20 protein-coding genes are annotated in these 22,493 nt (G+C 67.7%); 12 read left to right on the forward strand and 8 right to left on the reverse strand.

The genetic code is table 11. From position 1 onward, the window contains the following. Positions 1–139 precede the first annotated feature (139 nt). Entirely contained in the window at positions 140–1,609 is a 1,470-nt protein-coding gene (gene cycA / locus D3654_RS04325; RefSeq protein WP_120520291.1) for a D-serine/D-alanine/glycine transporter, read from the forward strand. 88 nt (positions 1,610–1,697) lie between these two features. On the opposite strand, the gene D3654_RS04330 is transcribed toward cycA, so the two are convergent. Continuing rightward, complete coding sequence (locus tag D3654_RS04330) at positions 1,698–2,504, reverse strand: SDR family NAD(P)-dependent oxidoreductase (protein WP_120520292.1); 807 nt, start codon at positions 2,502–2,504, stop codon at positions 1,698–1,700. A 288-nt stretch (positions 2,505–2,792) separates the two neighbouring features. Here D3654_RS04330 and D3654_RS04335 point away from each other — a divergent pair, with 288 nt between their 5' ends. From D3654_RS04335 to D3654_RS04350, 4 genes are all read left to right on the forward strand, one after another. Further along, positions 2,793–3,611, forward strand: a complete 819-nt coding sequence (locus D3654_RS04335) for a MoaF C-terminal domain-containing protein (protein WP_120520293.1) — start codon at positions 2,793–2,795, stop codon at positions 3,609–3,611. Between the two features lie 66 nt (positions 3,612–3,677). Next, positions 3,678–3,926, forward strand: coding sequence for a type II toxin-antitoxin system Phd/YefM family antitoxin (locus D3654_RS04340; RefSeq protein ID WP_120520294.1), 249 nt, complete (start codon positions 3,678–3,680; stop codon positions 3,924–3,926). After that, on the forward strand, positions 3,923–4,186 hold the full coding sequence (locus D3654_RS04345; protein ID WP_120520295.1) for a Txe/YoeB family addiction module toxin: 264 nt from the start codon (positions 3,923–3,925) through the stop codon (positions 4,184–4,186). Before D3654_RS04340 ends, D3654_RS04345 begins: the two co-directional genes overlap by 4 nt. Positions 4,187–4,231: 45 nt before the next feature. Continuing rightward, positions 4,232–4,696, forward strand: a complete 465-nt coding sequence (locus tag D3654_RS04350; protein WP_120520296.1) for a phage tail protein — start codon at positions 4,232–4,234, stop codon at positions 4,694–4,696. Positions 4,697–4,898: 202 nt separating this feature from the next. Here D3654_RS04350 and D3654_RS04355 read toward each other — a convergent pair whose 3' ends face one another. Beyond that, positions 4,899–5,573, reverse strand: coding sequence for a GntR family transcriptional regulator (locus D3654_RS04355; protein WP_162943611.1), 675 nt, complete (start codon positions 5,571–5,573; stop codon positions 4,899–4,901). Between the two features lie 142 nt (positions 5,574–5,715). Between D3654_RS04355 and argH the strand changes: the two genes are divergently transcribed. From argH to D3654_RS04390, 7 genes are read left to right on the forward strand one after another with little or no spacing between them, the layout of a single operon-like run. After that, a complete protein-coding gene (gene argH, locus D3654_RS04360) occupies positions 5,716–7,191 on the forward strand; it encodes an argininosuccinate lyase (RefSeq protein WP_120520298.1) in 1,476 nt (491 codons plus the stop codon). Next, positions 7,188–8,087 carry an amino acid ABC transporter permease gene (locus tag D3654_RS04365; protein WP_120520299.1) on the forward strand — a complete coding sequence of 300 codons (900 nt, stop codon included), beginning with the start codon at positions 7,188–7,190 and terminating at the stop codon, positions 8,085–8,087. Before argH ends, D3654_RS04365 begins: the two co-directional genes overlap by 4 nt. After that, the gene (locus D3654_RS04370) at positions 8,084–8,860 is read left to right on the forward strand and encodes an amino acid ABC transporter ATP-binding protein (protein ID WP_120520300.1); all 777 of its coding nucleotides are present in this window, start codon (positions 8,084–8,086) and stop codon (positions 8,858–8,860) included. Before D3654_RS04365 ends, D3654_RS04370 begins: the two co-directional genes overlap by 4 nt. Before the next feature lie 57 nt (positions 8,861–8,917). After that, a complete protein-coding gene (locus tag D3654_RS04375; protein WP_120520301.1) occupies positions 8,918–9,763 on the forward strand; it encodes an ABC transporter substrate-binding protein in 846 nt (281 codons plus the stop codon). Positions 9,764–9,766: 3 nt separating this feature from the next. Next, positions 9,767–10,627, forward strand: a complete 861-nt coding sequence (locus D3654_RS04380) for a polysaccharide deacetylase family protein (protein WP_120520302.1) — start codon at positions 9,767–9,769, stop codon at positions 10,625–10,627. After that, positions 10,624–11,550 carry a polysaccharide deacetylase family protein gene (locus D3654_RS04385; protein ID WP_120520303.1) on the forward strand — a complete coding sequence of 309 codons (927 nt, stop codon included), beginning with the start codon at positions 10,624–10,626 and terminating at the stop codon, positions 11,548–11,550. Before D3654_RS04380 ends, D3654_RS04385 begins: the two co-directional genes overlap by 4 nt. Further along, complete coding sequence (locus tag D3654_RS04390; protein WP_120520304.1) at positions 11,547–12,917, forward strand: MmgE/PrpD family protein; 1,371 nt, start codon at positions 11,547–11,549, stop codon at positions 12,915–12,917. Before D3654_RS04385 ends, D3654_RS04390 begins: the two co-directional genes overlap by 4 nt. 112 nt (positions 12,918–13,029) lie before the next feature. On the opposite strand, the gene D3654_RS04395 is transcribed toward D3654_RS04390, so the two are convergent. From D3654_RS04395 to D3654_RS04420, 6 genes are all read right to left on the reverse strand, one after another. Next, positions 13,030–16,746 (reverse strand): glycoside hydrolase family 32 protein, encoded by a 3,717-nt coding sequence (locus D3654_RS04395; RefSeq protein ID WP_120520305.1) that lies wholly within the window; start codon positions 16,744–16,746, stop codon positions 13,030–13,032. Between the two features lie 74 nt (positions 16,747–16,820). Continuing rightward, positions 16,821–18,389: a glycoside hydrolase family 32 protein gene (locus D3654_RS04400; protein ID WP_120520306.1), complete on the reverse strand. Its 1,569-nt coding sequence runs from the start codon at positions 18,387–18,389 to the stop codon at positions 16,821–16,823. Further along, positions 18,390–19,442: an ABC transporter ATP-binding protein gene (locus tag D3654_RS04405; protein WP_120520307.1), complete on the reverse strand. Its 1,053-nt coding sequence runs from the start codon at positions 19,440–19,442 to the stop codon at positions 18,390–18,392. Then, on the reverse strand, positions 19,439–20,401 hold the full coding sequence (locus D3654_RS04410; RefSeq protein WP_120520308.1) for an ABC transporter ATP-binding protein: 963 nt from the start codon (positions 20,399–20,401) through the stop codon (positions 19,439–19,441). Before D3654_RS04410 ends, D3654_RS04405 begins: the two co-directional genes overlap by 4 nt. After that, a complete protein-coding gene (locus D3654_RS04415) occupies positions 20,398–21,420 on the reverse strand; it encodes an ABC transporter permease (protein WP_245413082.1) in 1,023 nt (340 codons plus the stop codon). Before D3654_RS04415 ends, D3654_RS04410 begins: the two co-directional genes overlap by 4 nt. Positions 21,421–21,429: 9 nt before the next feature. Next, on the reverse strand, positions 21,430–22,407 hold the full coding sequence (locus tag D3654_RS04420) for an ABC transporter permease (protein ID WP_120520309.1): 978 nt from the start codon (positions 22,405–22,407) through the stop codon (positions 21,430–21,432). Positions 22,408–22,493: the final 86 nt, after the last annotated feature.

Consider the following 22,493-nt stretch of genomic DNA (forward strand, 5'->3'; position numbering starts at 1 on the left):
GACAATCGGCGACCTACCCGAAGCGTGAAATTCAGAGTGAAACGTTCAATCTCGCAATTTCGGCTGACAGCAGTTACCGTTGGTACGTCGTTTTGTTAGCCACATCACTCTTGTGGCGAATCACTCAAAGGACCCACATATGTCTGAGCAGACAACCACGGGGCAGCGCACTGCCTCCAGCAGGGACAGCGAGCCCCACCTCTCCCGCTCGCTGAGCAACCGCCACATCCAGCTCCTGGCAATCGGCGGCGCCATCGGAACGGGCCTCTTCATGGGCTCCGGAAAGACCATCTCCGTGGCCGGCCCTTCCGTGATTTTCGTGTACATGATCATCGGCTTCATGCTGTTCTTCGTCATGCGCGCCATGGGCCAGCTGCTGCTGTCCAACTTGAACTACAAGTCCTTCAGCGACTTCGCGGGCGACCTCCTAGGCCCCTGGGCTGGCTTCTTCACCGGCTGGACCTACTGGTTCTGCTGGGTGGTCACCGGCGTTGCCGACGTCATCGCGATCGCCGGCTACGCAAACGAACTTTGGCCGGGCATCCCGCTCTGGATCCCGGGCATGGCCACCATCCTCATCCTGCTCCTGCTGAACCTTCCCACCGTGAAGGCCTTCGGCGAGACCGAGTTCTGGTTCGCGCTGATCAAGATCGTGGCCATCGTGGCGCTGATCGTTGTGGGCCTGGTGATGATCTTCACGGGCTTCCAGTCCGACGCCGGGGCGGCCACCTTCGCCAACCTCTGGCAGCACGGCGGCTTCTTCCCCAAGGAGTTCATGGGCTTCGTGGCCGGCTTCCAGATCGCCGTCTTCGCCTTCGTGGGCATCGAACTCGTGGGCACCGCCGCAGCCGAAACCAAGAACCCGGAGCACAACCTGCCCCGCGCCATCAATGCCATCCCGGTGCGCGTGATGCTCTTCTACGTGGGCGCCCTCATCATCCTGATGTCCGTCACCCCCTGGACCGAATTCAAGGCCGGCCACAGCCCCTTCATCGCCATGTTCTCGCTGGCGGGCCTGGGCATCGCCGCCACCGTGGTGAACCTGGTGGTGCTGACCTCCGCCATGTCCTCGGCCAACTCCGGCATCTACTCCACCTCGCGCATGGTGTTCGGCCTGGCCAACGACGGCGACGCCCCCAAGCTGTTCGGCAGGCTTTCCAGCCGCAAGGTTCCGCAGAACGCCCTGTTCCTGTCCTGCGTGCTGCTGCTGGCCGGCGTCGTGCTGCTCTACGCGGGCAAGGACGTCGGAGCCGCGTTCGACATGGTCACCACTGTGTCCGCCGTCTGCTTCATGTTCGTGTGGTCGATCATCCTGGCCAGCTACCTCGTGTACCGCAAGCGCCGGCCGGAACAGCACGCCGCATCCCCGTACAAGATGCCCGGCGGCATCGCGATGGTGTGGGTGGTCTTCGCCTTCTTCGGCTTCCTGGTGTGGGCGCTGACCACCCAGCCCGACACCCTGACCGCGCTGCTGGTCACCCCCATCTGGTTCGCCATCCTGGGCGTGGCCTACGCCGTGGTCCGGAAGTCTCCCCTCCACCAGGCCCGGGTGGCCGAGTGGAAGGCAATGTCCGACGGCGAGACGGCCGCGGTGGCCGCGCGAAACTAGCGTCCCGCTTCCGTAACGCAAAAGCAGTTCTCCTCCACAAGCCGCTTGTGGAGGAGGACTGCTTTTTGCTTGCCCGCTTAGGCGCGGTTCACACAACCCCATCGAACGCGATGGTGGGCAGGTCCACCACGTGGGCGCCGCCGTCGGCCACGATCGTGGCGCCGGTGATGTACGAGGAATCCGCCGAGAGCAGGAAATTCACCACGCCGGCCATCTCGGCCGGTTCCGCGGCCCGGCCCAGCGGCACGTTCGCGGTGACGGAGCCGTAGGCTTCCTCGCGGCCGGGCAGTCCGGCGCCTTCGGCGAACTGGTCCATCTCGGCGTCGGCCATCGGGGTGCGGACCCAGCCCGGGCAGAGCGCGTTCACCCGGACGCCGTGCCGGCCGTAGTCACGGGCCAGGGACCTGGTGAGCCCGATCAGTGCGTGCTTTCCGACGGTGTATCCGGCCACGTTCGGACCCGCGAACAGCCCGGCCAGGGAGGACACCACCACGGCACGGCCGCCGTTCTGTTTCAGCTGCGGCAAGGCCTCGCGCAGCGTAGTGAAGGCCGTGGTCAGGTTCGCGTTCAGGCTCGCCTGCCAGGCGGCGTCGTCGGTGTCCTCCACGGACGCGAAACCGTGCCCGCCCGCGTTGGCCACCACCATGTCCAGTCGGCCGAACTCGGTCATCACGGCGTCGACGGCGGCCCGCGCCTGCGCGGCATCGGCCACGTCCGCGACCACCGGGAAGGCGCCATGCTTCTGCGCGACGGCGTCCAGCGGCTCCCGGCGGCGGCCGACGACGGCGACAGCCGCACCTTCCTGCAGCAGCCTGGCGGCGATGGCCTCGCCGATGCCGGTGCCGCCGCCTGTCACGAGGGCCACCTGTCCGGTGAGTGGTTTGGAACTGGTCACTGGTGCTCCTTGGCTAAGAGTCCGAGGCTTTCCCTCATGCTGCCAGCGGGCACCGCCTGACCGCTTGACCGGCCGCGTACGCGACTTGTCGCCGGGCGCACGCACGGGAGGGAACGGCCTTGCCAGTTTCGACAAGCGGCCTTCGCTCGCAGACAAGGACGCGGCCCGGGAGCATCCCTACGCTGGGAGCCAAGCCCGCCGCGCAACGTGACCCGGCACACAGCGGGCCCGATGCCGCCATCGCCGACGGCCGGTCCTCGAGCCGCCGGCTGCACCTAAGGACACACCATGAGCAACAACCTCCTCGACACCTCCACCTGGCTGCCCCTGGACGGCCTGGCGCCCGGTTTCGACGCCAACAAGGCCACCCCGGTCCAGGACCTGGCCGGCACCAAGCTGACCGTGAAGATCGACGGCGGCAGGTCCGACGGTGGCAGCTTCGTTTTCGAGTTCGACGCCGGCACCGTGGCCTGGAGCGCCGGAGGACGGTCCGGGGAGGACCGATACGAGGCGTTCGCCGTGGCCGAGGGCCTGTACTACGCCCAGTGGCAGTCTGGTGCGGACCCGGAGTTCTCGGTGTCCCTGTTCCTGGACCTCGACTTCGGCCGGGCGTTGTTCATCGGCGCCGTCCTCGGGCACGCTGAACCGGGCGAAACCGCAGTCCGCCACGAGTTCCTGCCCGGCGTAATCGCCGGGTCCGAGCCCACGGGCGAGCCGGTGGCGGAGACCACGGCCCTGATCGGCCGCCGGGTGGAGTGGGTGTACAGCGACATCCACGCCTACGAGCACATCTACCTGAGCCCGCAGTGGTACACGTGGCAGTGCCTGGCCGGACCCGAGCGCGGCCTGGCCGACACTGACACCAACACCACCTTCCAGATCCGCCCGGGAATCTACGTCTTCACATGGCGCGAAAAAGTGATCCCCTGCGGTTCCGTGACCATCGCCGATCACCGCGACGTGCGGGCCATCCGCTCGCACGGCTACCTCTTCGGCTGGGACGAGGCCGGCACCGAACCCGTGCACTTTACCTTCGGGGCCCACGGCCGGCTGATCAGCATGACCGCGCACACCCCGGAGTTGGACCCGGCGCTGCCGTTGGGCTGAGGCGCCCCGCAGGCCGACAGGAACCTCCTACTGGTACGTTAAGTGGTACCAGTAGGAGGGTTTGGCGTGGCAATAACAACCAGCGAAGCGCGGCGGGACCTGTTCGGGCTGATCGAACGGGTCAATCTCGATCACACCGAAATCGAAATCACGTCGCGGCGCGGCTCGGCAATACTCATGTCCAAGGATGAGTATGACTCCCTCATTGAAACGAGCATCCTTCTGCGTTCCCCGAAGAACGCGAGGCGCCTGGTTTCGGCAGTGGAGAGCGCCCGCTCAGGCGGCGCTGTGGAGCACGGGCTCCTCAAACCGTGACGGAGCGCAAGCTCGCCTGGACCAGTGAAGGCTGGGAGGACTACCTCTCTTGGCGGGTCCGGGACAAGACATTTCTGCGGATAAACCAGCTCATCGCAGACACCCTCCGAGACGACCCGTACGACGGTATCGGCAAGCCGGAACCACTCAAACACGCCCTCGCCGGAGCGTGGTCGCGGCGCATCGACGAAAGCAACCGGCTTGTCTACCTGGCCGATGACAAGTACGTGACCATCCTGCAGGCCAGGTACCACTACTGAAACGTCGCTATGGTGGTCGTGACAGGACGTCTTTCGGGAGGGTGCATGCCGTACATCGTTGATTTTGAGCAGGTCTCCGCCACTGGCCTGGAGTCGTCCCCGGTGGCCGAGGCCCTCGCCGGACTGCGCGCCAACGAGGCCCGCTACTACAAGAACAAGTACGGCCATGTCTTCACGGTCACCCCCGCGGCGGAGGCCCCGGAGATCCTGGAGCGGATCCACCGCATCCTGGCCGAGGAGCGCGAAATCACCATCGCCTCCACCCCGCTGGAGGTGTCCTCCTTCGAGGTCGACGGCCTGCGCATGGATTATGTCTTCTACGAATCCGGCCTGTCCGTCAACGTGATGTACAGCTTGGCGGAGGGCGGCAAGCGCGCCGTGGGATTCAAGCTGTCGCAGGGCATGGAGGTGCCCGAAGAACTTGCGGAGCGCTTCAAGTTCGCCCGCCAAAAGTCCAAGCTGGCCGGCGAAATCCGGGGCTCATTCTTCGTGATCAAGGGCGAGTACTGAATCACCGGATTGCCGGGCTGGCCCAGCGCTGAGCCGGCCGCCCAGTACCGTAAGGCGCCGCGCCCAAGCCGTGTGCCGCCGTCGGGCTTTCCGCTTTTGCCTTCTCAAACGTTGGATGCCCGCTCAAATTTTGGCGGGCAAACAACGCTTCGCGGGGCGGAAGCCTGCAACCCTCGAGTGACATGCCACCGGACACACGCCATCAGCGCGGAGAGGGTTCGAGTTCCTCGATCGCGGCCTGCTCCACCATGCCGAGGTGCTGGCGTACCAACCGCACCGAAAGTTCCTGGTCGCCTTCCAGGAAGGCCTCCACAAGCTGGGTGTGGGCGCGCTTCATCTTCTCGACGTCATCGCGCCGGGAATCGATGACCGCCACGAAGAGCGAGGAGTCAATCATCAGCTGTTCCTCCTGCTTCATGAGCCGTTCGTTCCCGGACATCCCCACCAGCGCCACATGCAGTTCGCGGTGCCGGCGCGAGCTTTCGGCGACGTCACCGGAATCCATCGCCTCGATGTAGGCGGCCAACGCCTCCCGGAGCCGTTCCTTGCTGGCATTGCCCGCCGCAATGGAACGGATGCCGGCGTGGACCTCCACCAGCTCGCGGGCCTCCATGATGTCCCGGACTTCCTTCTCCGTAAATGAGCGCACCTGGGCGCTGTGGTACGGCCGGCGCACCAGGTACCCCTCACCGATGAGGAAGTTCAGCACTTCACGGATGGTGGTCCGCGACACGGAGTATTTTTCTGCGACCCATTTCTCGGTGACCGGAGCCCCAGCGGCGAGTTCGCCGCTGACGATGGCGCGGCGGATCTCCTCCGCAATGTTCTCGGCCGCGTGGGTGGATGCCCCTGCGCTGTCCCCCTTGGTATCACTCATGCCGCTCATGTTCGCAGATCTCCGCGCGGCGCACCATTCGACGTCATGAAAACAATTTTGCCATACAATTTCTTGACATAGTGGTCCTTCATGGCAAATATTGTCGTACATTCATGGAGAAACTTGTGGGAAGGATCACAGAATGAGCGTTGCTCAGGCACAAGACGCCGGGCATCATGAGGCCGGGAAACTCTGGGGCGGGCGGTTCTCCGCCCCCTCGGCGAAGGCCCTTGAAGACATCTCCCGCTGCCCTCCGGAGTACTACCGGATGGTCCGCTTCGACGTGGTGGGTTCCAAGGCCCACGCCGGCGAACTGGTCCGGGCAGGCCTCCTCAGCGAAGGCGAGCGGGCAACCATCAGCAACACCCTGGACGCCATCGTGGCCGACCACGAATCAGGGACCGTGCGCCCCACCGCCGAGGACGAAGATGTCCACGGCTACCTGGAGCGGGTCCTCGTGGAGCGCCTCGGCACCTTGGGCGGAAAGCTTCGTGCCGGCCGCAGCCGCAACGACCAGACCTCCAATGAGCTGCGGCTGTACCTCCGGGCAGCGGCCGCGGGGCTCGCCACCGCCGCCGCGGAACTTGTCGAGGCGCTGATCCGGCGGGCGGAAGAAAACCGCGACGTCGCGGCGCCGGGTTTCACGCACCTGCAGCCCGCCCAGCCCATCACCTTCGGGCACCAGCTGCTGGCGCACGCCTCGGCGATCTCGCGCAATGTCCAGCGCCTCCGCAACGCGTGGGAATCGTCGTCGCTCTCGCCGCTGGGTGCGGCAGCCCTGGCGGGCAACCCGCTCAGCCATGAGCCCCTGACGGCGGCCCGCGAGCAGGGTTTCTCGGGCCTGGTGGTCAACTCGATCGACGGCGTTTCCAGCCGCGACCACGTTGCCGATTTCCTGTACGCCACCGCCATGCTGGCCACGGACATCTCCCGGCTGAGCGAAGAGCTGTGCCTTTGGTCCTCCGCCCAGTTCGGCTGGATCGGCCTGCACGACTCCTGGTCCACGGGATCCTCGATCATGCCGCAGAAGAAGAACCCGGACATCGCCGAGCTCTCCCGTGGTAAAGCGGCCCGCCTGAACGCCAACCTCAGCGGCATGCTGGGCGTGCTCAAGGGACTGCCTTTCGCCTACAACCGCGACCTCGCCGAGGACAAGCACTTCACCTTCGACAGCACGGACACCTTGGAACTGGTCCTGCCTGCCATCACCGGCATGGTTCAGACTTTCACCGTCCGGGCCGAGACGATGCGCCGCCAGGCCGTTCAGGGCTTCACGCTGGCCACCGAACTGGCCGACTGGCTCGCTGAACAAGGCATCCCCTTCAGCCAGGCACACGACGTCGCGGGTGAGGTGGTGCACTTCTGCGAAGCGGAAGGCATCGGGCTGGAAGAGCTGAGCCTGGCCCAGGCTCAGGCCATCGACGCCCGCATCACCGAAGCGGCGCTTGGCCGGCTCAGCATCGAGTCCGCATTGGCCCGGCGTTCAGGGCCCGGCGGCACCGCGCCGTCGAACATCGACCCCCAGGCGAGCGCCCTGCGCGGCGCGCTGGCCAGCAGCCTGGCCGGCTTCGCCACCCCCGACCCCGCCACCCCCGACCCCCAGGAGGTTCCGGCATGACGCCTACCCAGGCAACCGCACGCATCACCTACCGGATTGTTCCGGTCAAGCATTGGGCCCGCTGGATTGCGGCGATCGCGACGGCGGCAGTGCTGGTCTGGATTGTCGCCTCCTTTGCGGGCGCCCAGATCGACTGGCCCACCGTGGGCGAATACTTCACCTTCCCGGCCATCGTGTCCGGCATGGGCATCACCGTGGCCCTGACGGTCGTTTCCATGCTCATCGGCATCGCGCTGGGCGTGCTCGTCGCCGTCATGAGGCTCTCCTCCAACCCCGTGGTGAGCGGCATCGCGTGGATCTATGTGTGGTTCTTCCGCGGCACCCCGGTGTACCTGCAACTGCTTCTTTGGTTCAACATCGCCCTGGTGTTCCCCGTTGTGGGCATTCCCGGGCTTATCGAAGGCCGCACTGTGGACGTTGTGTCGCCCTTCGTGGCCGCGATCCTGGGCCTCGGCCTGAACCAGGGCGCCTACACCTCCGAGGTGGTCCGCGCCGGCATCCTGTCCGTTGACGAAGGCCAGGGCGAGGCCGCCAAGGCCCTGGGCCTGCCCGGCACCGCAACCATGCGGACGGTCGTCCTGCCCCAGGCCATGCGGGTCATCCTGCCCCCGATCGGCAACGAAACCATCGGCATGCTGAAGACCACCTCCCTGGCATCCGCCATCGGCGCTTCGGAGGTGCTGAACGAAGCCCAGCACGTCTACCTGGTCAACAACATGATCATGGAGCTGCTGATCGTCTCGGGCATCTGGTACCTGCTGGCCGTCTCCGTCCTGTCCGTCATCCAGTACTACGTGGAACGCCGCTTCGCGAAGGGCAGTTCCAGCAAGGCCCTCCCCCTGACCCCTTGGCAGAAGGTGGTCTGGTTCTTCACCAGCCGTAGGAGCGTCGCATGAGCATCCAGCCACTTGTCCAGCTTGAGAGCATCACCAAGAACTTCGGCCCCAACGAAGTCCTCAAAGGCGTCGACCTGGAGGTAAGCAGCGGCGAGGTGGTCTGCATCCTGGGCCCCTCCGGCTCAGGGAAATCCACCCTTCTGCGCTGCATCAATTTCATCGAACAGCCCACGTCCGGGCTGGTCTTCGTGGGAGACGAGGTCATCGGCCACCGCCGCACGGAGGACCCGGAGGTCCTCCAACAGGTCCACGAAAACGCCATCGCCCGGCAGCGCAGCGAGATCGGCATGGTCTTCCAGCGCTTCAACCTCTTCCCGCACATGACCGTTCTGGAGAACATCACCCACGCCCCGCGGCTGGTGCGCGGGCACAGCGCGGCCGTGGCCAACGAGGCGGCCATGGCCCTCCTGGAGAAGGTCGGCCTCGCGGACCGGGCAGCCGCCTATCCGCGCCAGCTCTCCGGCGGGCAGCAGCAACGGGTGGCCATCGCCCGCGCCCTGGCCATGGAGCCCCGCCTCATGCTCTTCGATGAGCCCACCTCCGCGCTGGACCCCGAACTGGTCGGCGAAGTCCTCAAGGTCATGAAGGAACTCGCCGCCGGGGGCCTGACGATGATCGTGGTCACCCATGAAATCGGCTTCGCCCGCGAAGTGGCGGACCGCGTGGTCTTCATGGACGGCGGCGTAATCGTGGAGCAAGGCAGCCCGGCCGAGGTGATCGGCAACCCGCAGAACCCGCGGACCCGGGCCTTCCTGTCCAGGGTCCTCAAGTAGCTCCCCCAAGTAACTCCCAAGACACCCCTCGAAACCCCCACTCCCCCGAAGGAAGCCATGAAGAAGAACGTCCTCAAGGGCGGCATCGCCGTCCTCGGCCTCGCCCTTGCCCTCACTGGCTGCGGTTCAGCCGCCAAAAGCGCCGACGGCCAGCTCAGCACTATCAAGGATGGCGTGCTCACCGTCGGCCTGTCCCCTGATTTCCCGCCGATGGAATACCTCGATGAAACCACCAACAAGCTGGTGGGCGTGGACGTGGACATCGTCACCGAAATCGGCAAGCGCCTGGACCTGAAGGTCGACTACACCCACCAGAAGTTCGACCAGCTCATCAACTCCGTCCGCACCGACCGCGTGGACATCGTGTTCTCCGGCATGTCCGACACCGTGGAGCGCCAGAAGACCGTTGATTTCATCGACTACTTCAAGTCGGTGGGCCGCTTCTACGTCCTGGGAGCCAACAAGGCCAAGTACACCCAGGACACGGACGTCTGCGGCCAAAGCGTCGCTGTGAGCTCCAAGACCGACTACTACCCGGCCCTGCAGCGTTTCAGCAAGGAAAAGTGCGAGGGCGCCGGCAAACCGGCCGTGAACATCGTGCCCACCGACTCCGGCGCGGCCGCCCGCCTCCAGCTGGACCAGGGCCGCGCCCAGGTGGCCATCCAGGGCGCAGAGAACCTTGTCTATTTCGAGAAGAAGAACCCAGGCAAGTACGCCATGGTCCTGGGCAACGTCAACGAGCTTCCGTTCGGCGCCGCCACCAAGAAGGGAAACGCGGCACTCCAGGACAAGGTGGTCAAGGCTTTCCAGGACATGAAAGCGGACGGCACCCTGAAGAAGATCCTGGACTCCCACAACGTGGGATACGGCCTGACGGATCCGGTCCTGAACGGGGTCAAGTAAGCGGTGAAGCCTGACAACGCCAGGGCCGGTGTGGAGGCCCCCGCCACCCCGGACAGCGCCACACCGGGCCGCGCCACACTGGCCTTGGCCTTCGACCTTGACGGACCTACCGGCAACGCCATGCTCACCGGAGCCCTCTGGCGCAAGCCGGGCTACTTCACCTTGGGAGCGTACGGCCCGCACCGGGCCATGCCCCGGATCCTGGACATCCTGGCCGGCCACGGACTCACCGCCACGTTCTTCACTCCGTCCTGGGTGGTGGAACAGTGGCCGGAGCTCTGCCGGAGGGTGCTGGAGGACGGCCACGAAATGGCCCACCACGGGCACCGTCACGAAGTGTTTTTCGGCAAACCCGAAGAGGAACAGCGGGCCATCATCCGCCGCAGCCGGGACATCTTCCGGCAGCTGCTCGGCGCCCCCGGGGCAGGCTTCCGTGCCCCTTCCGGCGACTGGCACCCGCGGACCGCGCAGCTCCTGGCCGAGGAAGGGCTGCTGTATTCCAGTTCGCTGCGAAACGGCGACCTGCCCTTCCGGCACGCGGACAACGGGCTCATTGAACTGCCCGCCAAATCCCTCTTCGACGACTACACCGCTTTCGCCTACCACCGCGCCCCGAACTTCCCGTCCGGGCTGGACCGGGTGGCGCCTTACCGGCCGGTCTTCAACGGCTGGCGGGACGAGATCCTCGCGGCGGCGGACGAAGGCCTGCTAGTCAGCACTATCTGGCACCCCAAGGTCATCGGCACCCCGGGCCGGGCTCTGATGCTGGACGAGTTCCTCGGCACGCTCGCGGACTCCGGCCGGGTCCGGATAACCACTTCCCGGGCCGTGGCCGAGGACTGGAACGAAAGGCACCCGCGATGAACACCACTCCGGAACTCCCGACGGCGGCCGGCACCTCCGCGGCCGTCCGTCCGCAAGAGCCGGGCTGGCCGCAGGGGGCGCGCTGCGCCGTCGTCGTCACCATCGACGTCGACGGCGACCTGCCCTTCCTGGCCCTCGACCCCGGGCACCGGGACCGCCTGAAGTCCCGTTCCGTGGGGCAGTACGGCCCGGACCACGGCGCCGCCCGGCTCCTGCGCGTGCTGGAGCGGCTGGGCGTGGCGGCCAGCTGGTTCGTTCCGGGGGCGATCGCGCAGCAGCACCCGGAACTGGTCCGGTCCGTGCTGGCCGGCGGGCACGAGCTCGCCTGCCACGGCATGCACCACCTGGACTTCGACGGTCTGGACCTCGACGCCCAGGTGGCGGAGATGCTCGACGGCGCCCGCGCGCTTCGGGAAGCGTCCGGTGCGCAGGTCCGCGGACTCCGCACGCCCTCCGGCGAGTGGAAGCCCGGCTTCCCGGAGGCCATGGCCGCGGCCGGTTTCGAGTGGTCCTCCTCCCTGCCGGGCGACGACCGTCCCTTCCCGCTGGGCGACTCCGGCGTCCTGGAACTTCCCTTCCGCTACGAGCTGGAGGACCTGCAGTACCTGGGCTTCAACTTGGATCCGCCGTTCCCGCCCGGGCAGTCGCGCATCCAGAGCCTGGACGCCGTCCGGGACAACTGGGACATCGAGTTCGCCGCGGCCCGGCGCTTCGGCACCGTGCTCATACTCCGGCTCAACGCCGAGATCATGGGCACCCCGGGGCGGGCGCGGCTGCTGGAGGACTTCCTGAGCTCCATCCTGGACTCCGGCGAGGCCTGGGTTGCCACCTGCGGCGAGCTTGCCGCTCACTGGGCCGGGCAACCGGTGGAAACGGACCACCCCTACCGCCGGTTCCTCGACCTGGCGCCACTGGAATCATGACGACGGCGGCCCGCACCCAGGCGCCGCCGCTGGCCGTGCGTTTGGGGGATTGGGTGGCCGGGATGGCCAGCCAGCCGCTCTCCCCCGGGCAGGCCCGGAAGGCCTCCGACCATCTCCTCGACACGCTCGGCGCCATGGTGGCCGGCCAGGACGAGCCCGCGGCCCAAGCCGCGCGTAAGGTGTTCCGCCGGCCCGGGCCGGTGCCGCTGGCCGGCGTCGCTGGTTTGTGGCATCACGGCGCCACCGTGGATCCGCTGGACGCCGCCTTCGTCAATGCCGTGGCCGCCCACTGCCTTGAGATCGACGACACCGAAGGTTGCGACCACTCCGGTGCGGTGGTGGTCCCGGTGTTGCTTTCGCTTCTTCCTGCTGGGGACACGCCCGACGGCGGCGCCCGCCCGGGCGGGCGGCTCCTCCCTGCGCTGGTGGCCGGCTATGAGGTGGGACGCCGGGTGCAGCTCGCACTCGGCGGCTACGAGCGGCACAACGCCCGCGGCTGGCATTCGACGGCGACCTGCGGCGTGTTCGCGGCGGCGGCCGCCGCCTCGGTGATGCTGGGGCTGGACGGCCGGCAGTCGGCGTCGGCCTTGGGCATCGCGGCGAGTTCAAGCGCCGGCAGCTGGGCATTCTCCGCCGACGGCAGCATGACCAAGCAATTCCACCCGGGGAAGGCCGCGCGGGCAGGGCTTGAAGCCGCGCTCCTGGCGCAGGCGGGCGCGAGCGGTCCGCAGCAGGTGTTCGAGCCGGTGTGGGGAGGGTTCTTCGCCACCCACGGCGGCCCGGACGGCGCCGGCTCCGGCAAAGTGGAACCCGGTCTCCTAGTGGAAGGTTTGGGCTCCGTGTGGCACTTCGAACACTCGGCCATCAAGCCCTACGCCAGTTGCCGCAGCGCCCACTCTGCCATCGACGCATTCCTGGACATCCTCGCCGCGGAGGGCCTGGAGCCCGCGGATATCCGGGCCGTGCGGGTGCACGTCAACGACTTCCTGCGGCCCATGATCTGCCCGCCCGCGCCGGCGGACGCCGCCCAGTCCCGGATGAGCCTGTCGGTGTCCTTGGCGCTCTTGTGTGAGGGCAGGGAGCTGATGCCGGAGGACTTCAGGCACTTCGACAGCCCCGCGATCTTGGAGCAGCTGGCGCGCATCGAGGTTGTGCGGGATCCGGAGGGCGGGCGCGAGCCGTTGGTGGAGGTCGTCACGGACAGCGGGACCTTCGCCTCGCGGGTGGAGCATGCCCGGGGCGGGGCAAGGCACCCCCTCAGCCCCGCCGAGGTGGAAGGGAAGTTCCGCCGACTCACGGCGGACCGCTTGGACGTGGCGCAGCAGGCGGAGTGGATCGCCTTTGCCCGGGACCTGCTCGCCTTTTGAGCTGCCCGCCCATCGAAAACCGCCGCACCGTCCCAAATGTTGTTTGCCCGCCCAAATTTGAGCGGGCAAACAACATTTCCTCAGGCGGAAGCTTCCCAGCGAAGCTAAAACCTCAGAGCGGCGTGACCACCAGGTCCTGGTAGGCGGCGCGGCCGTCGAAAACGTTCACACCCACCTTTCCCGAACCAAACTGCGCGTCCGTGATGTCGATCAGCTGTGCGCCGTCCACGGAGACGGTGATCCGGTTCCCCTGGACCGCCGAGTCCAACTGGTAGCTCACTCCCTGGGACAGGGCCAGCGGGACCTTCGCCAGGATGCCGGTGGTGGGGTTGAACACGCCGTTGACCAGCACAAACACCCGGACTTCGCGCAGGTTCGGGTCCAGGTTCACGTAGTACGCGCTGGATCCATCAGCGGACGACCGCAGCAGCACCGAACCCGCACCGCCGTAACCGTGCTCCGGGGCGAGGTCGCGGTTGCGCATGGCGCCCGCGAACGGCTCACCGCCGAAGCGCACCGCGGCCTGCACCCGCACGTCCGTGAACGACGACGGACTCATGGCCGTGGAGTCCTTGTCGAAGGTTCCGGCCAGCCCGGCACCCGTGCTTTCCCAGCGCCCGCCGGGCACCACCGAGTAAGCGCCCAGGTTGTGCCGGGCGCTTCCGGCCGCCGCAGGCAGCGGGGCCGACGGCGGAGCGGACGTCAGGCGCGCAGTGTCGCCGAGCTGGTGGACCTTGACCGAGACGAGCCGGGCAGCGCCGCCCGCTGCGGTGAAGGACAGCCCTGTGGAGGAAGGGTCCGGGAACACGTGGGAAGAGATCGACGCCGTCCCGTCCCCGCCGAAGACCTCCACCGAGGACGCGTCCACCAGGACCCTCAGCTTCACCCGTCGCTCGGACCCCACCACCGTGGAACTCCACGGCGCCGAGGAGTTATCAGCGGCGGTCCCGGCGAAGTAGCGCGTAAAGTCCTCCCGGCCGGAGCTGCCGCGGTCCAGCGTAAGAGTGCCCGCGCCGGCGTCGAACCTCACGGACGTTTCCTGCGCACCCGTGGAGCCGCTCCCCTTCCGCAGCCCGAAGGCGAAGGACGAGGCGCCGCCGGTGGAGGGCAGGCCCACCTCGGCCTCGAGCTCGAAGGAACGCCCGGATGCGGCAGCCAGCGGATTGGCCGAGCTCGGGGTCACGGTGACGTCCGAGGCCTGCCAGGTGGAAGACCGCAATGACTCTTCCTCCACCACCGGAGCCTGCGTCAGCCGCAGCCCGCTCCCGGCTATGTCCACCAGTTTCAGCTCGCGCGGGATGCTGAGCTGGCCGTTCCAGCGGCCCGTGGGCGGGCTGAACGCGTAGTCCCAGTTGCTCATCCAGCCGATCATGATCCGGCGGCCGTCCGGCGCGCCGAAGAAGCTCATGGCGGCGTAGTAGTCCCGGCCGTGGTCGGCCTCAAGCACCTGCGTTGCCGGAGTATCCGGGGTGAAGCTGCTGCCATTCCAGGTCCCGGTGACGTACTGCGCCGCGGAGCCGTTGGTGGCGCGCACCGCACCGGTGCTCCAGTACAGCACCCAGCGCGAGGTCCCGGGCTGTCCCTCCACAGGCATCGAGAAGAAGTCAGGGCATTCGAAGACGCCGCCGCGCACCCAGTCGCCGTAGCCGAAGGAACTGGCGAAGGTCCAGGACACCAGGTTGGTGGAGGTGTAGAAGCGGATGTGGTCGCCGGCGGCCACCACCATCACCCACTTGCCCGCAACAGCGTCCCAGCTGACCTTGGGGTCGCGGAAGTCCCAGCCTCCGTTTGCGCCGCCCGGGTTCTGCACCACGGGCGCTTCCTGGACCAGTCGCCAGGAGCGGCCCTTGTCCGAGCTGTAGGCGGCCCGGACGGACTGGTTGCCGTTGGGGGCGTCGTGGTTGAAGGAGGTGAAGAAGGCCACCAGTCCTCCACCGGACACACCGTTGAAGAGCCCGCTGGAATTGGACGCGTCCACCACGGCCGAACCGGACCAGGACTCCCCCGAGGCCAGGTGCGGCAGGGCGATGGGCAGTTGCTTCCAGTGGATGAGGTCGGTACTGACGGCATGCGCCCAGCGCCCGCGGTCCTGGTGGAAGAGGTGGTACTCGCCCGCGAAGTAGACCAGGCCGTTGGGGTCCGAGCTGCTGCCCGAATTCTGCGAGTAGTGGTAGCCGGGCTGGTAGAGCCCGTTCATGTACTCCTCCACAGCGTCCACCCGGACGTTCTGGAACGTCGCGGACCCTCCGACCACCACCAATGCCGCACCCGTCCCGGCGGCCGTGCCGGCGTTGCCATTTAGCACGGCCGTGCCATTTACCAGGACGCTCGCGGTGCTGCCCTGCAGTGTGAGCTGGACCCGGTTGAACGGGGACAAGGACGTCTGCTGTGCCGCGGTGAAGCTTCCCCCGGGCAGCGTTCCGGAGAGCAGGAGCGCGCCGGTGGCGCGGTTGTACAGCTTCGCGGTCCCGGCGCCCGGGTCGATCCGCAATTCAGTGCCGCCGCTGCCGTCGGGATTGCTCCGGACCACCACCGAGGCGGTCGCCGGGGAGGCGACGTTCAGGTCAAGGGAGGCGACGACGTCGGACGCCACCGCCGGGACGAAACGCACCGCGCTGCCGGACGACGCAGTCCCCCGCAGCCCGCGCGCGTCCGGCTCCCATGCACCGGAACCAACGCGCCAGCCCTGCAGCGACGATTCGAGCCCGCGCAGCGTCATGCCCTGGAAGACCGTGGTGCCGTTGTAGGACAGCAGGCCGACATTTCCGGAGCCCACGCTGGAGTCGGTGGCCGTGATGGACGGCATGGCCCCGTTGGGGTCCAGGAAATCGGTCTGCCAGTACACGGCCAGCTGCGTTCCGGTGGCGGTGACGCGCAGTCGGTAGACCTTGTTCAGGGTGATCGCCGTGGTGAAGGTCCCCAGGGTGGCGTTGTCCGAAACGCGGTAAAGCCGCAGCCGCCCCGCGTTCGGGTCCACCTCGGCGGCGTAACCGGAGGTGCCAGCGGCGTTGCTGCGGAACAGGACCGCCCCCACCCCGTAGGTGGAGGTGAGCTGGATGTCGGTGGTGAAGTCGACGTCGGCGGGTGACTGCCCGGTGGCGACGGCGCGGACGTTGATGTCCGCCGGCGCGGCGCCCCGGAATCCGGTGGCGGTGGCCTGCCAGGCGGAGGCGGAGGACCCGGACCAGCCGTCCACGTTGGTGTCGATGGTCCGCACGCCCGGGGTGCCGAAAGCGACCGTGCCGTTGTAGGCGTGCAGGCCCACATGGCCGCTGTTGTAGCGGTGGTCCGTGGCGTCGATCCGCTCCACGCCGTCCACGGCCACGTAGATCCGCGGCCCGTCCACGTGCACGTCCACGGTGTAGGACTGGCCGGTGTTCAGCGGCACCGAGGCCGGGGTGGTGATGTCCTGGCCGGTGGCCAGGTCGAAGAGCCGCACCCGGTCCAGGTTCGGATCGATCGTGGCCGCATACCCGGCCCCCGCGTCGGGGGTGGCCCGGAAGACGAGCGCTCCGACCCCAAAGGGGGTTCCGGCGTCGACCTTTACTCCCGCGGTGTAGCGGGCCGTGCCCGCCACGAGCTGCTCGCTGATGGCCGCTGCGTTCTGCCCGGACTGCGCGACGGCGGTGTACCCGCCCTGCGAGGTCCGGGTCCAGCTGCCGCTGACGCCCACGGCGTCCGGCATGGCACTGGTGGTGCTGTTGAGGGTGACCGGGCTTGGGCCTGCTTCAGAAGGGCCGAGGGCGGCCGCGGGAACAGCTGCCCCCGTTCCCGCGAAACCCACACCAAGGACTGCGGCCGTGAGGCCGGCAACTATTCTCTTGTGCATTCAGATCGCCTTTGATCACGTTGTCATGGAATCGACTGCTGAGTAGTTGTCGTTCTGAGGGCTCAAAACGACAACTACTCAGCAATCGATGAAGGGAAAAGGACGCGTTCGCCTCCAAAGATCTCCCCCATGGTCCAGGCATCGAAGGACAGCAACCGCGCTGTTCCGGCGGTGGCCACCAGGGTGACGTTGCCGCCGTCGAGTACCGGGTACACGCGGGCGGTGAGCGGCTTGCCGTTCGCGAAGATCTCGACGGCGGAGCGGTCCACCAGGACGCGCAGGGAGACGCGCCCGCCGGGCATGGCCACTGGGCCTTCCTTGGGTTCGGTGTCGAGCCCTTCCTCTTCGGCGGCGATGCTGCTGCGGCTGCGGTCCAGCCGCAGCGTTCCGGAGGTGCCGTCCGGGTCCAGGGCCAGTTCGACGGCGGTTTCCTCGCGTCCGTCGTCGGAGCCAAACAGCCCGAGCCGCACTACCGAGCCGACGGACAGCTGGAGCTCAAGTTCCAGATCGAGCTGCTTGCCGGAGATTCCGGTCTCCACTGGCGTGCCGGCACCCACCAACACCTGCCCCGGAACCTGGACATGTCCGGTCCGGAGCCGTTCCAGTTCCGGCACCGGCGCGAAAGACAGCGTGCCGTCCTCGGCCAGGGTGGTCACGCGGGGCAGGCTCATCACCCCGGACCAGCCGGCTTCCACGGCGGTTTCCTCGGGCCGCCCTTCCTGCAGCCAGCCGAACATGATCCGGCGGCCTGACTCATCGAGGAAGGACTGCGGGGCGTAGAAGAACCGGCCACCGTAGTCGAGCCGGTGCAGGGCGGCGGGTTCGAAGGTGTCCCCGGAGTACCGGCCGCTCCAGTACAGCGGGTGGCGGGTGTCGCCGTCGTTCCAGGCGGAGAAGACCAGCGCATCCGGCGCCGCATCCTCCGAGGCACCGCCCAAAACACCTGCACCCGCGCGGAACAGGTCCACGCATTCCCACATGGTGCCGGTCCAGTCCGTGGCGTCCGGATCACCCGAGGCGTCGCCGATGAACAGCGGGCCCACGTAGTCCCAGGAGCGCAGGTCCGCGGACTCGTAGAGGAACGCCGTGCCGCCGCGGCCGCGGATGCCCGAGCCCACCAGCTGCCGCCACATGGAACCCTCGCGCCACACGCAGTGGTCCCGGTAAGCGGTGATGTCGACGCCAGCCGGCGGGGCCGCGATCACCGGGTTTTCCGGGGCCTTGCTCCAGCTCAGCAGATCGGGCGAACCGACCGCCACGCAGGGCAGTTCGTGCTCGCCGTGTCGGCCGGAGTACACCAGGGTGGGCACACCGCCGTCGTTCACGAGGACGCCGGACCAGCAGCCGTCCCGGTCCGGATCCCCGGAACCAGACCCCGGCTCCAGCGCCACCGGCGCGTCCTCCCAGTGCACCAGGTCCGTGGAGACCGCGTGGCCCCAGAGGATGCGGTGGTGGAAGGCCCCTTCCGGGTTGTATTGGTAGAAGAGGTGGTACGTGCCGTTCCACTGGCTGACGCCGTTGGGATCGTTGAGCCAGCCGGCCGGGGAAACGAAGTGGAAGCGGGGCCGGTGCGGGTCGGCCTCGGCGCGGGCCACGAGTTCGCCGCGGGGAACGGTGGCCAGCGGGTGCGTCAGTTCAGTCATTCAGGAGACCTTGGATTCTACGAGGGCGTGGCCGGCCGAGCCGGCGGCGGGACGGTACAGGTGGCAGCGCACCCAATGGCGGTTGTCGGGGCTGCCCACCCGGTGGCGGACGGGATGCTCGGCGGAGCAGGGCTGTTCCGGGTCGCCGTCGAACGCACACGACGCCGGACTCATCACCGCAGCGCGCAGCTCCGCCCGGCGGACGGGGTCATAGGAGCCCGAACGCGCCGGATCCGGCACGGCGGAGACCAGCAGTTGCGTGTACGGATGGGCCGGGTTGGCCAGTAGGTCCAGGGACTCGCCTTCCTCCACGAGCTCACCGGCGAACATCACGGCCGTCCGGTCCGCGAGGTAGCGGGCGGAGGCGAGGTCGTGGGTGATGTAGAGCATGGAGATGCCCTGTTCGTCGCGGAGCTTGCGCATCAGGTTCAGGATCCCGATCCGCACCGAGACGTCCAGCATGGACGTAGGCTCGTCGGCGAGGATCACCTGCGGTTCCACGGCGAGCGCCCGGGCGATGGCCACGCGCTGCCGCTGTCCGCCGGAGAGTTCGTGCGGGTAGGAGTTGAGCATGTCCGGCTGCAGGCCCACGGTGGTCATGAGCTCCTCGAGGCGGCGCTGGGTTTCCGTGGCGGAGCCGGCCTTGCCGTGGATGGCCAAGGAGCGGCGCAGGAAGTGCTCGATCCGGTGGGCCGGGTTGAGCGAGCCGAAGGGGTCCTGGAACACCATCTGCAGCTGCGAACGGAACGCGCGGGAGGCCTGGAAGCGGTCGCGCTTGAGGACGTCGACGCCGTCCAGCAGGATTGCGCCGGAGCTCGGCTTTTCGAGGCGTGCCACGCAGCGGGCCAGGGTGCTCTTGCCGGAACCGGACTCGCCCACCAGGGCCACGATTTCGCCGCGGCCCAGGCTCAGGTCCACCTGGTGAAGGGCCCGGACGGACCTGCGGGAGAGCAGCCCGCCGATGGGGAAGGTCTTGCTGAGGCCGCGGATTTCCAGGGCTGGTTGCCCGGTTCCGGCGGCGGGCGCCGCGGCGCCCAGAACAGTGCTGCTCATCGGGAGGCTCCTTCCAGGGCGGATCCGCCGGCCGCGCCGGCAGCGACACCAAACGGTGCCACGAAATGGCCGGGCGAGGCCTCGGCGAGGTCGGGGATGTTGCGGAACTTCACGCCGTCGGCCAGTCCCGCGAGCGGGACCCGCGGCCCGGTGAGCGGCGGGAAGGCGCCCATGAGGGCCTGGGTGTAGGGGTGCTGCGGGGCGGTGTGGATGTCCGCGGCTTTGGCGGTTTCGACGATCCGGCCGCCGTACATCACGGCCATGCGGTGCGAGAGCTCCACCATGAGGGACATGTCGTGCGTGATGAACAGGACGGAGAAGCCCAGTTCGTGCTGCAGTTCCTTGATCTGGGCCATGATTTCCTGCTGCACCACCACATCCAGCGCGGTAGTGGGCTCGTCCAGGATCAGCAACGACGGCTTGAGCGCCACCGCCATGGCGATCACGGCCCGCTGCCGCATGCCGCCGGAGAGCTGGTGGGGGTAGGACTTCAGCCGCACCGGATCGATCCGCACCAGTTCCAGCAGTTCCGCGGCCCGGCGCAGCGATTCCTTGCGCGAGTAGCCGGCGTGGGTGGTGTAGATGTCCGTGATCTGTTCGCCGATGGTCAGCACCGGGTTGAGCGAGTTCATGGCCGACTGGAACACCATGGCCACGTCCTGCCAGCGGAAGCGCCGCAGCTCCTCCGGGCCCATGGCCAGCACGTCCTTGCCGCCGAAGCGGATGCTGCCGCCGGCGATCTTCGCCGGGTCCTTGAGCAGGCGCATGATCGAGTTGGCGATGGTGGACTTGCCGCAGCCGGATTCCCCGGCCAAGCCAAAGATCTCGCCGGTGCCGATGCTGAAAGACACACGGTCGACGGCGGTGGTTGAGCGGGTGTCGCCCACGTACTTCACGGTGAGGTCCTTGACCTCCAGGACCGGCTCGTGCGAGCCGAAGGAGACCTGGGAAACAGTCATTTCGCTGCGCTCCTTTCAGGGTTGGCCGGGGTTACAGCGGCTTTGATTTTCCGCAACCGCGGATTGGTGACCTCATCCACGGCGTAATTGATAAGGGCCAAGGCGAAGGCGACCAAAGCGATACAGACACCGGATGGCACGAACACCCACCAGCTGCCAGTCATCAGTGCACCCTCGTTGCCGGCCCAGAAAAGGTTGTTGCCCCAGGAGACGGTGCTGACGTCGCCCAGGCCCAGGAACTCCAGGCCCGCCTGCGCGCCGATGCCGTAGATGACGCAGGCCAGCAGGGTGCCCATCACGATCGAGGCCATGTTGGGCAGGATCTCGCGGAACATGATCCGCCCGGCCCGTTCGCCGGACACCACGGCCGCGGCCACGAAGTCCTTGGAACGGATGGACAGGGCCTGAGAGCGCAGCACCCGGGCCGAGCCGGCCCAGCCGGTAACGATCAGCACCAGGATCACGGTGCCCAGGCCCGGCGGCAGGAACGCGGCCAGGATGACCAGCAGGGGCAGGCCCGGCAGGAGCAGGAACACGTTGGTGATCAGGGACAACGCCTCGTCGATGAACTTGCCGAAATACGCGGAGGCCAGGCCCACCAGGATGCCGACCAAGGTGGAGGCGAAGCCCACCGTGAGGCCCACCAGCAGGGAGCTGCGGGCGCCGTGGACGGTCAGGGCCATGACGTCCTGGCCTTTGGCGGTGGTGCCCAGCCAGTGCTCGGCGGAGGGTTCCAGGCTGGCCATGTCCGTGATGCGGGACGGATCGCCCGGGAAGAGCACCGGCGCCAGAAGCGCCAGCGCGATGAACACGAGCAGGATCGCGGCCCCCACCATGGCCTTCGGATTGGTCAGGAGCCCGTGGATGAGGCCCTGCCGCGGCTTGGGCGCGGGTGCGGAAGCGACGCCGGGTGCCGGAGCCCCGGTGGCGGGGGCCGGAGCCCCGGTGGCCGGGGCCGCCGTCGGGCTCTCCACTACGGCGTCCGCCGCGGAAGGTGACGGATGGATGTAGGTAGTCATCGGTTGCCCCTAGCTGGCGCGCACGCGCGGGTCGAGGCGGACGTAGAGGATGTCCACCAGGAAGTTGGCCAGCAGCACGGCGGCCGTGATGGTCAGGAACAGGCCCTGCATGAGCGGGTAGTCCAGGCCCTGCACCGCATTCAGCAGCTGGTAGCCGACGCCCGGGTACGCGAACACCACCTCGGTCAGCAGCGCACCGCCCACCACGAAGCCCAGGCTCATCCCGAACGCGGTGGCGGAGGGCAGCATGGCGTTGCGGGCGGCGTAGCGGAACATGATGCGTCCCGGCTTGAGGCCCTTGGCCTCGGCCATGGTGATGTAGTCCTCGGCGTTGGTGGCGATCATCGTGTTGCGCATGCCCAGCATCCAGCCGCCGATCGAGACCAGCACGATCGTCAGGGCCGGTAGCACCAGGTGGGCGCCGGCGTCGGAGATGAACTCCCAGGTGAACGCAGGCTCCAGCCCGTCGCTGAACGCGTGGCGGAGCGGGGACCAGCCCAGGATCACGCCGAACAGGTACAGCGCCCCCATCGCGAGCCAGAAGTACGGGAAGGAACCGATGAAGACCAGCAGGGGCGGCAGGGCCGAGTCGATCGCGCCGCCTCGCCGCCAGGCGGCCAGGATGCCCAGCAGGTTGCCCACGACGGCGGCAATCACCAGGGCGGTCCCGCCAAGCAGGAGGGTCCAGCCGATCTGGGAGGCGATGACCTCGGTGACAGGCGTGGGGAAACGGGTGATGGACACGCCCATGTTGCCGGTGACGATGTTGTACAGGTAGTCGGCGTACTGCTCCCAGATGGGACGGTCGTCCACGCCCAGGAGCTTGCGCAGGGCCTCGATCTGCTCGGGCTGCATCTGGCCGGCGGAGCGGGCGAACATACGGGAGACGGGGTCGCCCGGCATGAAGCGCGGGAGCAGGAAGTTCAGTGTGATGGATACCCAGAAGGCGATCAGGTAGAAACCTAAACGGCGCAGGATGAAGCGCACGGTTTCCCTCCATTCGGGAATTGCGGGTGGCCGGAACCGTGGGGGGTCACGGCCGGAGAAGAGATGTGGTGCCCTGGGCCGCGGAC

Origin of the sequence: Arthrobacter celericrescens, assembly GCF_003614925.1 — a bacterium.
Classification (GTDB): Bacteria; Actinomycetota; Actinomycetes; order Actinomycetales; family Micrococcaceae; genus Arthrobacter; species Arthrobacter celericrescens.

What these genes read in the sequence shown, in the direction of transcription:
- D3654_RS04355 (WP_162943611.1), bottom strand. Translation starts at nt 5,573, where the DNA reads ATGAGTGATACCAAGGGGGACAGCGCAGGGGCATCCACCCACGCGGCC.
- D3654_RS04375 (WP_120520301.1), top strand. Translation starts at nt 8,918, where the DNA reads ATGAAGAAGAACGTCCTCAAGGGCGGCATCGCCGTCCTCGGCCTCGCC.
- D3654_RS04370 (WP_120520300.1), top strand. Translation starts at nt 8,084, where the DNA reads ATGAGCATCCAGCCACTTGTCCAGCTTGAGAGCATCACCAAGAACTTC.
- D3654_RS04335 (WP_120520293.1), top strand. Translation starts at nt 2,793, where the DNA reads ATGAGCAACAACCTCCTCGACACCTCCACCTGGCTGCCCCTGGACGGC.
- D3654_RS04365 (WP_120520299.1), top strand. Translation starts at nt 7,188, where the DNA reads ATGACGCCTACCCAGGCAACCGCACGCATCACCTACCGGATTGTTCCG.
- D3654_RS04410 (WP_120520308.1), bottom strand. Translation starts at nt 20,401, where the DNA reads ATGACTGTTTCCCAGGTCTCCTTCGGCTCGCACGAGCCGGTCCTGGAG.
- D3654_RS04395 (WP_120520305.1), bottom strand. Translation starts at nt 16,746, where the DNA reads ATGCACAAGAGAATAGTTGCCGGCCTCACGGCCGCAGTCCTTGGTGTG.
- D3654_RS04390 (WP_120520304.1), top strand. Translation starts at nt 11,547, where the DNA reads ATGACGACGGCGGCCCGCACCCAGGCGCCGCCGCTGGCCGTGCGTTTG.
- cycA (WP_120520291.1), top strand. Translation starts at nt 140, where the DNA reads ATGTCTGAGCAGACAACCACGGGGCAGCGCACTGCCTCCAGCAGGGAC.
- D3654_RS04405 (WP_120520307.1), bottom strand. Translation starts at nt 19,442, where the DNA reads ATGAGCAGCACTGTTCTGGGCGCCGCGGCGCCCGCCGCCGGAACCGGG.
- D3654_RS04415 (WP_245413082.1), bottom strand. Translation starts at nt 21,420, where the DNA reads ATGACTACCTACATCCATCCGTCACCTTCCGCGGCGGACGCCGTAGTG.
- D3654_RS04350 (WP_120520296.1), top strand. Translation starts at nt 4,232, where the DNA reads ATGCCGTACATCGTTGATTTTGAGCAGGTCTCCGCCACTGGCCTGGAG.
- argH (WP_120520298.1), top strand. Translation starts at nt 5,716, where the DNA reads ATGAGCGTTGCTCAGGCACAAGACGCCGGGCATCATGAGGCCGGGAAA.
- D3654_RS04385 (WP_120520303.1), top strand. Translation starts at nt 10,624, where the DNA reads ATGAACACCACTCCGGAACTCCCGACGGCGGCCGGCACCTCCGCGGCC.
- D3654_RS04400 (WP_120520306.1), bottom strand. Translation starts at nt 18,389, where the DNA reads ATGACTGAACTGACGCACCCGCTGGCCACCGTTCCCCGCGGCGAACTC.